We start from the raw sequence: 11,626 nt of genomic DNA on the forward strand, positions 1-11,626 counted from the left end.
TCCCCGGCCGCCCCCTGAACCCCGACGACGCCCGAACCACCTCCGATCCTGGTCACACCGGGTGGCGGTTCCTCCGGTCAGGTCCAGGTGGGCACGACGGCGGCCCCGGTCACCGTTTCCTCTCCCTTCCTGCCGCGGCGCACGGACACGCAGTACTCGGCCGGGAACCAGGTGGGGCCCAGGGCCTCGCCCTTGACCGGAAGCCGGCTCAGGCGCAGGGCGGTGCCGCGGGCCGTGGTGCGCTGCTCCCACTGGGGCGGTGTGCGAGTCAGGAAGGAGGAGAGCAGCCTGGTGTAGTCGGGCCCGAGGTAGCACCACGGGACCGGGGTGGAGGGAAGTCCGCTCAGGATGACGCCGTCGGCGGCCAGGGACTGGGGCTGCTCGGCTCTGAGGTAGCCGGGCATGACGTCGCCGTCGTAGGAGTACTTCCATCTGTCGAGGACCTGCGCCCAGGCCAGGTCGGCGCCGAGCTCGTCGCAGGCCTCGAGCAGCAGCTCGTGAAGGAGGTCCAGGTCACCGACGCTCAGGGGCACCGGCCCGGCCGCCCACTCAACCATGTACATGCCATGAGGATCCTCCTCGCGGGCAAAGAATATCGCCGTATTGATCGGCGCAGGTCCGGTCAGGAAGACCCCGACGTCGTCGACGTACCTGCGATCATCGGCGGCCTCGATCGTGGCCTCGCTCAGTGGCAGCATGCGAGCCTGTCCGGTGTACTCGGTGGGGCTCCAGTGCGGAGCCACCCGCCAGATGGCGCGCATCCAGGCCTCGACCGGATCGGGGCAGACGGACTCGCGCACATAGGCCCGCATCTTGACCACCTGGAGGTCCTCATCGAGCCGCTCCCAGTCCTTCTCATAGACGTCGGGATTGAAGTCGGGCGCGGGCGAGGCTCCCTGCGGCCACACCACGTGCTCGAAGAACAGGGCCACGACGCCGTCGTTCCAGCGGGCGAGGGTCTGCGCCGGCGCCAGGGCCCTCTTCCTGGCCGAGTCGCCTCGGAACCAGCTCTTGGGCCAGGTGAGCCGGTAGCAGTAGGGCAGATCGGGGTAGCCGGAGACCTCCTTGACGTAGTCGACGAAGTCGAGCTGCACGTCCAGAGAGGTCTCCTCCAACTCGAGGACCAGCAGGCGGTCATCGCGGAGACGGAGGTGGGTCCCGTCCCCGTCGTTGCCCTCAACGGTGAGGCCCGGCAGCGCCGTGCGCACGCCCTCGATCGTCAGCTCTCGGGTGGTGTAGAGCTCGTAGATGTCCTCGTCGATCTGTCCCAGCATGCTTCCCGACTTTATCGGAGCACGGTGGTGTCGGGGGCGGTTCGGGGCGGCCTGGTAGGGCGGCGGCCCCGGCCCGCGAAGCGGTCAGGCGCGGGCATCGGCCAGGGGGATGCCGGTGGGTCGCAGCCCCTGGAGGCGGGCGACATCGGAGTCGGCCGGGATCTGGCCGGGGTCGGTGCCGCGCTCCACGACCCGGTTGGCCGCGTCGACGAAGACGACCCGGGGCAGGTAGGTGCGGGCCTCGGCATCGGACATCTGGGAGTAGGCGATGAGGATGACGACGTCGCCGGGGCTGACCAGGTGGGCGGCGGCGCCGTTGACGCAGATCTCGCCGGCGCCGCGCTCGCCGGGGATGACGTAGGTGGACAGGCGGTTGCCGTTGGTGCAGTTGCAGACGTCGACGCGCTCGCCGGGCAGCAGGTCGGCGGCCTCGAGCAGGGCGGTGTCCACCGTGATGGAGCCGACGTAGTCGAGGTCGGCCTGCGTGACGGTGGCGCGGTGGATCTTGGACGTCATCATCGTCCGGGTGCGGGAACTCATCGCCGCACAGCGTAGACGGCGCCGGGCACGGTGCACTGTACGGTGCGGCACAGGGTGAGCGACCTGACAAGCCGGCCTGACTGGTGCGTTCAGGGCGGGCCTGCGCGGGGGCGCTCAGGGCCGTGCGGAGCCGCGCCGGACCGCCGGGTTCCCGAGGACGCACCGTAGGGCGCCGGGGCTGTCCCTCAAGGGTGCGTCCTCGAGGACTCATGTGCGTCCTCGCGCGGGGCCGGCCCGGTTCGCGACGCCCGGCCCCGCGCAAGCGCTCAGGCGAGCCGGGCGCTCAGGGGCGCAGGTCGATGAGGGTGTTGTCGATGAGACGGGTGGTGCCCACGCGGGCGGCGACGGCCAGCAGGCCCACGGCGGGCAGCCCCTCCCCCTCGTCCTTCCCCGCAGTCTCGCTGCGCGGCAGGCCGAGGCCGGCGCCTGCCAGGTCCTCGAAGCTGTCCGGGGCGACGAGGGCCACGTAGTCGACCTCAACGCCGTCGGCCGCCTCCAGGGACGCCAGGGAGGCCCGGCGGATGGCGGCGGGGTCCGGGCGGGCGGCGGAGCCGGTCGCCTGCGCGGCGGCGTCCCGGCCGACCTGGAGCGCGCGGGACAGGGCCAGGGCCTGGTGACGCTGGCCGGGGCTGAGGTAGGCGTTGCGCGAGCTCATGGCCAGGCCGTCGCTCTCGCGGCGGATGTCGACCGGCACGATCTCCAGAGGGACGGCGAGGTCGCGCACCATGGACTCGATGATCGCCAGCTGCTGGGCGTCCTTACGGCCGAACAGCGCCCAGCGCGGGGCGGTCAGGTGCATGAGGGTGAGCACCACCTGGCACACGCCTGCGAAGTGGGTGGGGCGGGTGCGGCCCTCCAGGACGGTGGCGATGGGGCCGGGGTCGATGCGCACCGCCGGCTGCCCGCAGGGGTAGATGACCTCCGGGGTGGGGGCGAAGACGATGAGCCGGCCCACGCCGAGGGTGCCGTCGGCGCCGGTGAGGGTGCGGGTGAGTCCGGCCAGGTCGCCCTCGAGGTCACGCGGGTAGGAGTCCAGGTCCTCGGTGGGGGCGAACTGCAAGGGGTTGACGAAGATGGTGACCACGACGGTGCCGGCCGGCCCGACGCGCCGGGCGGCCTCACGCACGAGGTCGAAGTGGCCCTCGTGGAGGGCGCCCATGGTCATGACGACCGCCCGCGGGTCGGGGGACTCGGCCAGGGCGGTGGCGAGGTCGGCTCGGCTGCGGGCAAGGACGGTTGCGGCGCCGGCGGATCGGGCAGGCGTCGGTGCGGGTTCAGTGCTCACGCGCCCCACGCTAGTCGCCCCACTGGGCGGTACCGAATCCGCCGGTCGCAAGCTGGCACGGGAAGGTGAAAGTGTCCACGGTGGCGACTTTTCCGAACCGAATCCGAGAACCGCAGTCCTCTCGATTCACGTTTCCGCAGGTCACAGGGGTCGCCTTGAACGACGGGCCGCCTGCGGCCGGTTGAAAAGTCGCCAAAATTGACAGATTCGCGTCGATGGTTCACTCAAGGCCGCAGCGAGTGGCGGGCATGAGAGCATCGGGGCATGAGCGACATCGATGGCACGGGCGGCAGCGAGCACTCAGGCCGGGTCCCTGCCGCCCCTGCCGCCCCGGGCAGGCCGGGCCGGCTGGGCGTCGGCATCATCTCCGCCGGGCGCGTCGGGGCGGTCCTGGGCTGCGCGCTGCGGGCGGTGGAGCACCAGGTCGTCGGCGTCCACGCGGTTTCGGAGGACTCGCGCGAGCGCGCCGAGATGCTGCTGCCCGGTGTGCCGGTCCTGGAGGTCGAGGAGATCGTTGAGCGCGCCGAGCTGGTGCTGCTGGCCGTCCCCGACGACGCCCTCGAGCCACTCGTCCGGGGCCTGGCGGACCTGGGCCGCTGGCAGCCGGGCCAGCTGGTGGCCCACACCTCCGGGCGCTACGGGGCCGCCGTGCTCGCGCCGGCTCAGCGCTGCGGGGCGATCCCGCTGGCGATCCACCCGGCGATGACCTTCTCCGGGTTCTCCACGGATGTGGCCCGGCTCGTCGGCTGCCCGATGGCCGTGACCGCGCCGGCCGCGGTGCTGCCGATCGCGCAGGCGCTGGTGGTCGAGCTCGGCGGGGAGCCCTTCGTCCTGGAGGAGTCGGCGCGCCCGACCTACCACGCGGCCCTCGCCCACGGCGCCAACCACCTGCTGACCGTGGTGACGCAGGCCGTGCGGGTGCTGGCGGCCGCCGGGGTCGAGGACGGTGCGGCCACGCTCGGCCCTCTGCTCACGGCGGCCCTGGACCGGGCCCTGCACGAGGGCGAGGCGGGCCTGACCGGCCCGGTCTCCCGGGGCGACGCCGGAACGGTGGCCGCCCACCTGGAGGCGCTCTCCTCGCTGCGCGACGGCGAGGGGCGGAGGCTCGACGACGTGGTCGCCTCCTACCGGCAGCTGGCCGCGGCCACCACCGAGCGCTGCGAGGCCACCGGGCGCCTGGCCGCCGAGCAGGCCCTGCGCCTGCGCGAGCTCCTGGCCCCGGAGCGGCTCGGGGACTGACCTCGAGGGATGGCTACGAGGCTTCCGCGGCCCGGGTGGCGGCGACGGCGCGCGCGAGCCACCGGTCGAGCTGCTCGGCACGGGCGCGGTGCAGCGCCCGCTCGCTGATCCGCACCGCCAGGGCCTTGACGTCGGCGGCGTCGAGGTTGGTGATCGAGGCGGGGACCTCGCTGGCGACCATGTCGAGGCTGAGGGCGGCCAGACTGCACCGGCGCGCCAGCGGCCCCTGGCGCACACGCAGGGACTGGATGCGCTCGTAGGGGAAGACGGCGACTCTCCGCTGCCAGCGGCCGTGGCGGATGATGACGCAGGTGTCGGTGAGGACAATGGCCGCACGCCGCCAGGTCAGGGGGCGGAAGATCCTCCCGCGGCGGCTGAGGCGCACGAAGCCGCGCTCAGCCGAGCCCGCCGGCGCCTGCGGGTCGCCGACGCCGTCATCGTCGCGGCCGGTGAGGGCCTGTGCGAGCAGCCTGTCCGGGTCGGGCACGCCCAGGTCGGGGACCACGAGCCACAGCGCGCGCAGGGCGGTGTCGCGCACCCCCACGGGCAGCAGCAGGTTGCTGGTCTGCCGGTTCTGCCCCTCCTGGGACCGGTCCTCGCGGCCGGCCACGGTGACGTTCACCTTCCACCAGTCCTTGCCGCGCCACAGGATCGGCTGAGCGATCCCGACGCCGTGGACCCGCCCGGGCGGGAGCGTGCGGGAGGTGTCGGAGGTGAGCCCGTAGCGCATGCGGATGCCGCTGGGGGTGGCGGCGGCCTGGAAGTTCCAGCCGTTGTTGAATCGGGACCACACCAGGGAGACCGCGCCGGCGACCGCGCTGATGAAGGTGGTCGCGAGCGCGAGCACTCCGCCGCTGGGCGGGTCTCCGACGGCGTAGGCGATGATGCCGACCACGATCAAAGCGGTGGGCAGGAGCAGAGCCAGGTAGAGGGGAACGCTGCGCAGCAGGGACCCGAGGAGGGTGGCGCCGTCGACGCTGTAGAGCGGGTGCTCCTGGAAGTGGGAGGCCCGCAGGCGCGTGGAGCGCTGCACGGGGGCGGCCTTTGAGCCGGCGGCCCCTTCGGGCGTGAGGCCCTCGGGCCGGGCGGTGGACGCGGCATCGTCGATGCTGCCGGTGTCGCGGCCCGCTGAGCTCGCCCCGGCGGCGCCCTCCGCCGGGGCGGGGTCGGGCAGGTCGATCTGTCCTGCGGCCAGGTCGAGGATGCGGTCGCGCAGGGCCTGAAGCTCGCGGGTGGTGAGGAATCCGATGACGACCCGCGAGTCCCGGCCGCCGGCCACCTCGACGGTCAGCTGTCCCAGACCGAAGATGCGCCCGAGCAGGGGGTGGACGACGTCGACCGACTGGATCCGCGGCAGACGGGCCGTGCGCAGCTTGCGGCTGAGGATGCCCGAGCGCAGGTAGACGCCGTCGGCGTCCACGGCGTAGGCGCGCAGCCACCAGCTGAGCAGCCCGAGCCCCACCCACAAGGCGATGAGCGCGACCAGGCCGAGCAGGTAGTAGCCGATCCCCCCTCCCAGGGTGAAGCCGTGCTCGGAGATGAAGCGGTAGGCGCGCACCAGCTCGTCGAGGTTCTTGACCGTGACGAAGGCCAGGACGCCGGTGGCGATCTTCCAGCCCTCCAGCAACGGTGTGATGGCGCTGACCCGGTGCCAGGTGACGTTCTCGGGAAGGGGGAGGTCCCGGGAGACCGGCGACTCGCCCTCCCGCTCGGAGCTCTCATCGGCCTGCCGGGCGGACCGCGGACCGCCTCCCCGGCTCAAGTCACTCTGGGGGCTCACAGCCCGGCCATCCTCTCCTCGCCGCGCTGGGACAGGACCTGGCGCAGGCGCTCGGCCTCGGCCACCGGCAGCCCGTTGATCGTGGCGTCGGTGCTGGCCGAGGCCGTGTGGAGCCTGACCTCGGCGATGCCCAGCCAGCGGGCCAGGGGCCCCTGGGAGGTGTCCACGAACTGCATGCGCCCGTAGGGGGTGACGGTGATGGAGCGGAACATGACGCCGTGGCGCCACAGGAGGTGGTTGTCCGCCAGGGCGTAGCCCATGGCCCGCACCTGGCGCGGAATGAGCCAGAGCTGCCAGATGAACAGCGCCGCGAAAATCCCCGCCGGGATGAAGAATCCGGAGGAGACGAGCACCCCGGGGACGGCGGAGCCGATGCTGACGACGGCGCAGAAGAGACCGACCCCCAGGATGCGGGCGGTGATGAGGCGGCGGGAGACCGGGTGGAAGACGACGCCGTCGGGGGCGAAGGGGTCGGCGCCGGCTGGTTGCGCAGCCGGCTCACCGGCGCGGTCGGGGGCCGGGACGGCGGGGTCGGCGCCGGGCGTGGCGTCAGGGCGTGCGTCGGAACTGGTCATGCGGGGGCTCCTGGTCCTTCGGGGGCCCGCCCGGAGGGGCCGGCCGAGCCGTCGTCGTCGCCGTCACTGGAGATGGAGCACCACTGCTCGACGACGAAGCCGACGACGCACCACAGGAGGCAGGCCAGGAGGCACCCGGTCGAGGTCCAGGCCAGGTGGGTCATGGCCGGCGAGCGCGGCGTCACCAGCGCCAGGATGATCCCGCCGCCGTAGACGCCGCCCAGGACCGCCCCCACGATGGCTGAGGCCTGGGCGGCGGCCGCCGTGGTGGCGGCGCCGGTCGGGGTGATCCAGGTGCGCTCGCGCGCCCGCAGGCGCCTGACCGCCAGACCGGCCACCAGGACGATGCCGGCGATGACCAGCGCGGTCACCGCCCCCCAGGGGGAGAGGACCGGGACCCAGCCGACGTGGCGCAGCAGGAGGTCACCGGCCACCCAGGAGGTCACTGCGGCGGCGATGAACCAGGTGACGGCACTGGTCCAGCGGGTGCGCCGCATCAGGCGTCCTGGCGGGGACCTGTCCCCTGGGCGCCACCACCGATGACGTCGTTCCACTGGAGCGGGGATCTCCAGGCGCCCCCGGCGGCGTCATCCTGCTGGGCGCCGGGGAGCTCCTCCGGGCCGACCGTGCGACCGGGGGCGTAGGCGCCCTGCGGCCCGGCCGCCTCAGGGGCCGAGGCCGTCTGGTAGGGCGAGTCGATCTGCGGGGCCTGCTCGGCCCAGGAGCTGGCCTCGTTGGAGGCGTCGAAGGGCGACTGCCCGAAGGGGGAGGACTCGAACGGCGCCGGCTCGTCGAGGGGCGGCGCGGGGGCGGCGGGCTCCGGGGCGGGCGATGAGGCCTCGGGGAGGCCACCGGCGTAGTCGGCGGCCGGGGAGGCGTCGGCCATGGAGGACTCGTCGCGGGTGGCGTCGTAGACCAGCCCGGACTCGGAGCCTGCGGCGTCGTGCTCCACCGGGGGCTCCACGTAGGGGCCGGTGGGCTTGTCCGGCAGGGCCTCGGAGTCGAGCCAGTCGAAGGCCAGCCAGCGCAGGCCGTTGCGGTCGGGGGCGTTCTCGGCGAGCTCGGACACGGAGTGCCCGGCCAGCTCGGCGAAGGGGTCGGCCTGGCTCCACGGCACCAGGACGAAGGCGCGCTCAGCGGCGCGCGGGTGCGGCAGGGACAGGAGCGGGTCGGAGGAGGTGACGCCCTCGACGTCGATCAGGTCGACGTCCAGGGTGCGCACGCCCCACGGCTCGGTGCGCACGCGCCCGGCCGCGATCTCCAGGGTCTGGCAGACCTCGAGCAGCTCTCGCGGGGAGAGGGTCGTCATGGCGGTGACCACCGTGTTGAGGTAGTCGGGCTGGGGCTCGGCGCCCTCGGCGACGACGGCGAGCGTGCGGGCCAGTGGCGCCACCTGCGTGACCTCGATGCCCTCAGTGGCCCTGAGGCTCTGGACGGCCGTGCGCAGGGAGTCCACGACTCCGCCGACGTTGGCGCCCAGGCCGAAGACGACGCCGACGGGGCGGGTGGGCCGCTCGGAGAGCGGGTCGGCTGGAGCGGCGGGCGCCGCCGGGGCCTCAGGCGCGGCGGGAGCCGGTGCGGCACCGGGGGCGGCTGCCCCCAGGAAGTCGGGCTGCGCCGACGGCACGGCGTAGGAGCCGTCAGCGGGTTGGGAGAAGTCCTCGGGGGCGGGGGGCTGGGAGTAGGAGGGCCCGGAGTAGGCCGGTGCCACTGCCTCCTGGCTCTCGGCCCCGGGGAGCTCGCCGGGGACGGTGAAGGGGCTGGGCCCGGGCTCACCCTGCGGCTGGGAGGCCGGGACGGAGGATGCGTCAATGAAGCCGTCGGCGGGGGCGGTTCCGGAGCCGGAGGCGTCGGCGCCCAGCGGGGGGAGGGGAAAGCCGGCCGCGTCGGCGGCCGCCGCCTCGGGGGCGGCGGCCCCGGTGTCACCGGCCTGGCCGGCGGTGGCCCCGCTGTAGGAGCTGGACTCATCGAAGGCGACGGGCCCGTTCAGAAGGTCCGCGGAGCTCTCGACGGCGGGGGAGGGCTGCTCCTCGCCCTCCTCGGAGGAGGCCAGGTGGCGGCCTTCGCGGGGCAGCTGGACGGCGAGGTCGCCGGCGGCCGGCTCGGACAAGGCTCCTGCGGAGGCTTCGGCAGCCACCTCCTCGGCGTAGCCGGGGACACCGGAGTCCGCAGCGGTGACGGCGGGCACCGCCCCCAGTGCCTCGGCCGCCAGGCTCACGAATCCGTCAGCGCCGGCGGCGGTCCTGCCGGCAGAGGCCGCAGTGGGGGCACTGGTCGAGGGAGCATCCAGCGCACTCGACGCGGCGTAGGAACCGGCCGTCTCACTGGAGGACGGGCTGGAGGCCTCCGGGGCCTGGGGAGCCTCGGGAGCCCAGGAGGGGGCCGATGAGACGGAGGAGTCCTCGCCGTCGGCGGCCCAGTCCGGCGCCCACGGCTGGGTCGACTCGCCGCCCCCGCCGGGAGCACTGGGCTCGACCGGCATCGGCGTGGGGACGGAGGGCGCGGCGGCCGCGAAGGGCGAGCGGGCCGGCGCCTCCATGGGCGAGGCCGGCGAGGGCGTCGGGGTGATGGGAGGCTCGGAGATCGACGCCACCGGAGCGGCGGCTGCGGCTGCGTCGCCTCCCGGGAAGGAGGCGCCCGAGAAGTCCGGGGCCTCCGAGACGAGGGGGGCCTCGGGGGCGGCGGGGGGCTCGTAGGAGGGCGCCGCCGGTGAGGCGGCGGCCACCGGGGAGGGGGAGGCGTAGGGCTGGGCGGACACGGCCACCGGCGCCTCGGCCTGCGCGGCCCAGGCGGCCTGGCTGGTGGCGGGGGCCCCGCCGTGGCCCGCTGCGGCGTCGGCCACCCGGTGGATGGTCACCGAGACGTCCTCGAAGGCGACGTCGAGGGGGGCCTCGGGCTTGTGCACGGTGATCTCGGCGGCCACGACGCGGGGGAAGGACAGGACCCGCTCGGCGATCCGGTCCGCCAGGGACTCGATGAGGTTGACCGGTTCCCCCTCGATGATGCTCACGATGCCGTTGGCCACGCGGGAGTAGTCGACGGCGTCGGTCACCGAGTCGGTGACGGCGGCCACGGCGGTGCCGCGCTGCCCCAGGTCGAGGATGACGTCGACCGTGAAGAGCTGGCCCTCCTCGCGTTCGAAGGGCAGGACGCCGTGGTGGCCGCGGGCGGACAGGCCGATGAGGCTGATCCGGTCGGTAGTCGCGGAGACGGTGGTGCTCACTGGTGTTCCTTCCAGAGGGAGGCGGTGCGGACGGCGGCCCGGTTGGCCGGGACCTCGTGGACTCTGACGGCCCAGGCGCCTGCGGCGGCGGCCAGGGCGGTGGTGGCGGCGGTGACGGCGTCACGCTGGACGGGGGTGGCCTCGGCCTCGGCGGCCTGGGCGAGGAAGCGCTTGCGGGAGGAGCCGACCAGGAGGGGCCGGCCCAGGTCGGTGATGAGGCGGGAGGTGGCCGCCAGCAGCTCCCAGGACTGGGCGTGGGTCTTGGCGAAGCCGAGGCCGGGGTCCAGGACCACCTGGGCGCGGTCCACCCCGGCGTCGTCCAGCTCGCCCAGGCGCTCGCGCAGCTCGGCCTCGACCCCGGCGACGACGCCGCCGGGGTAGTCGGTGAGCCGGTCCATGGTCTCGGGGTCGCCGCGCCAGTGCTGGCAGACGTAGACGACGCCGGTGCGGGCGATGAGGCCGTGCATGGCGGGGTCGGCCAGGCCCCCGGAGACGTCGTTGATGATGTGGGCGCCGGCGTCGATGGCGGCCTCGGCGGTGGCGGCGTGGATGGTGTCCACCGAGATGATGGCGCCGCTGTCGGGGCTTGTCCCGTCGGCAGCGCCGGCCCCGTCGGCGAGGAGGACACGCACCACGGGCAGGACCCGGGAGATCTCGGTGTCGACGTCGACCCTCTGGGCGCCGGGGCGGGTGGACTCCCCGCCGACGTCGATGATGTCGGCGCCCTGGGCGATGAGCTCGCGGGCGTGGGCGACGGCCGTCTCGGGGTCGGCCCAGCGGCCGCCGTCGGAGAAGGAGTCAGGGGTGACGTTGAGGACGCCCATGAGGAGCGTCCGGTCGCGGGGCACCCACCCCGGCAGGGGGGCCGGGGCGGCGGCGGGAAGAATCGTCACGGGGCCAGGCTAACGGTTGGCCCGCCGCAGCGGGAGGACCGAAACATCTTCAACCCGCCTCACACTGAGAGCCGGGACACGATCTGGCGGGGTCAGGGTGCCCAACTTCGACCAAAACTTCAAAAACGACACGGCTCCGCGTCTTCTATGAAGTTTTGGTCGAAGTGACTGGGGGCCACACCACTGCAGGCGGCAGCGGACCTCCCTCGAAAGGCGGAGACGCTGGCCACAGTCCATCCCTTCGACGCATTCCGGCGCGATGATGCCATCATTAGGCTTCATTCACCTCACCAGGGCGGTCCGGGGCGCAGCACGATGCCAGTGACCGGCTCCGCCACACCGCACGCGCCGGCCACCGAGAAGGGTCATGAGATGACACACCCGCCCCAGCCGTCTTTCTTCGGCGATCCCGGTCATCCCGCGCCGGTTCCCCAGGCGGTGCCTGTAGCCCCGGGGGCGCCGACGGCGCCCACCACTCCCGCTGGCACCGCACCAACGCGGGTGGTTGAGGCCCGTGCTCTGCGTAAGGTCTACGGCGAGGGCGAGGCCCAGGTCGTCGCCCTGGACACGGTCAGCCTCACCATCACCGAAGGAGAGTTCGCAGCCATCATGGGCCCCTCCGGCTCAGGCAAGTCCACACTCCTGCACTGCCTAGCCGGCCTGGACACCCCCACCTCCGGCAGCGTCTTCATCGCCGGACAGGACCTGTCAGGCATGAAGGACAAACAGCTCACCACCATACGCCGCGACCAGCTCGGCTTCATCTTCCAGTCCTTCAACCTCCTACCCACCCTGACCGCCGAGGAGAACATCCTCC

The 11,626-nt window shown here is 73.6% G+C and carries 10 protein-coding genes; 2 read left to right on the forward strand and 8 right to left on the reverse strand.

Going from position 1 to position 11,626, the window contains the following annotated elements; genetic code table 11:
* Window positions 1-77 precede the first annotated feature (77 nt).
* The 3 genes from BKH32_RS06985 to panC form a co-directional block, all read right to left on the reverse strand.
* Window positions 78-1,274: a hypothetical protein gene (locus tag BKH32_RS06985; RefSeq protein ID WP_075249264.1), complete on the reverse strand. Its 1,197-nt coding sequence runs from the start codon at window positions 1,272-1,274 to the stop codon at window positions 78-80.
* 84 nt (window positions 1,275-1,358) lie between these two features.
* Window positions 1,359-1,814, reverse strand: a complete 456-nt coding sequence (gene panD, locus BKH32_RS06990; protein WP_075249265.1) for an aspartate 1-decarboxylase — start codon at window positions 1,812-1,814, stop codon at window positions 1,359-1,361.
* A 283-nt stretch (window positions 1,815-2,097) separates the two neighbouring features.
* A complete protein-coding gene (gene panC / locus BKH32_RS06995; protein ID WP_075249266.1) occupies window positions 2,098-3,108 on the reverse strand; it encodes a pantoate--beta-alanine ligase in 1,011 nt (336 codons plus the stop codon).
* Window positions 3,109-3,363: 255 nt separating this feature from the next.
* On the opposite strand from panC, the gene BKH32_RS07000 reads away from it, so the two are divergent.
* Window positions 3,364-4,338 carry a Rossmann-like and DUF2520 domain-containing protein gene (locus BKH32_RS07000; protein ID WP_075249267.1) on the forward strand — a complete coding sequence of 325 codons (975 nt, stop codon included), beginning with the start codon at window positions 3,364-3,366 and terminating at the stop codon, window positions 4,336-4,338.
* 13 nt (window positions 4,339-4,351) lie between these two features.
* Here the strand turns inward: BKH32_RS07000 and BKH32_RS07005 are convergent, their stop codons facing one another.
* From BKH32_RS07005 to folP, 5 genes are read right to left on the reverse strand one after another with little or no spacing between them, the layout of a single operon-like run.
* Window positions 4,352-6,118 carry a PH domain-containing protein gene (locus BKH32_RS07005; RefSeq protein ID WP_075249268.1) on the reverse strand — a complete coding sequence of 589 codons (1,767 nt, stop codon included), beginning with the start codon at window positions 6,116-6,118 and terminating at the stop codon, window positions 4,352-4,354.
* On the reverse strand, window positions 6,115-6,693 hold the full coding sequence (locus tag BKH32_RS07010; protein ID WP_075249269.1) for a PH domain-containing protein: 579 nt from the start codon (window positions 6,691-6,693) through the stop codon (window positions 6,115-6,117). The genes BKH32_RS07005 and BKH32_RS07010 overlap by 4 nt, the downstream gene beginning before the upstream one ends.
* Window positions 6,690-7,190: a DUF3180 domain-containing protein gene (locus tag BKH32_RS07015; RefSeq protein ID WP_075249270.1), complete on the reverse strand. Its 501-nt coding sequence runs from the start codon at window positions 7,188-7,190 to the stop codon at window positions 6,690-6,692. Before BKH32_RS07015 ends, BKH32_RS07010 begins: the two co-directional genes overlap by 4 nt.
* The gene (folK, locus tag BKH32_RS07020; RefSeq protein WP_075249271.1) at window positions 7,190-9,916 is read right to left on the reverse strand and encodes a 2-amino-4-hydroxy-6-hydroxymethyldihydropteridine diphosphokinase; all 2,727 of its coding nucleotides are present in this window, start codon (window positions 9,914-9,916) and stop codon (window positions 7,190-7,192) included. Before folK ends, BKH32_RS07015 begins: the two co-directional genes overlap by 1 nt.
* The gene (gene folP, locus BKH32_RS07025; protein ID WP_075249272.1) at window positions 9,913-10,809 is read right to left on the reverse strand and encodes a dihydropteroate synthase; all 897 of its coding nucleotides are present in this window, start codon (window positions 10,807-10,809) and stop codon (window positions 9,913-9,915) included. The genes folK and folP overlap by 4 nt, the downstream gene beginning before the upstream one ends.
* 372 nt (window positions 10,810-11,181) lie before the next feature.
* Here folP and BKH32_RS07030 point away from each other — a divergent pair.
* A partial coding sequence (locus tag BKH32_RS07030; RefSeq protein ID WP_256691267.1) for an ABC transporter ATP-binding protein occupies window positions 11,182-11,626 on the forward strand: 445 nt, incomplete at its 3' end.

The sequence above is a fragment of the Actinomyces oris genome (assembly GCF_001929375.1).
Classification (GTDB): domain Bacteria; phylum Actinomycetota; class Actinomycetes; order Actinomycetales; family Actinomycetaceae; genus Actinomyces; species Actinomyces oris_B.

What these genes read in the sequence shown, in the direction of transcription:
- BKH32_RS07010 (WP_075249269.1), bottom strand. Translation starts at nt 6,693, where the DNA reads ATGACCAGTTCCGACGCACGCCCTGACGCCACGCCCGGCGCCGACCCC.
- panD (WP_075249265.1), bottom strand. Translation starts at nt 1,814, where the DNA reads ATGAGTTCCCGCACCCGGACGATGATGACGTCCAAGATCCACCGCGCC.
- BKH32_RS07015 (WP_075249270.1), bottom strand. Translation starts at nt 7,190, where the DNA reads ATGCGGCGCACCCGCTGGACCAGTGCCGTCACCTGGTTCATCGCCGCC.
- BKH32_RS06985 (WP_075249264.1), bottom strand. Translation starts at nt 1,274, where the DNA reads ATGCTGGGACAGATCGACGAGGACATCTACGAGCTCTACACCACCCGA.
- BKH32_RS07000 (WP_075249267.1), top strand. Translation starts at nt 3,364, where the DNA reads ATGAGCGACATCGATGGCACGGGCGGCAGCGAGCACTCAGGCCGGGTC.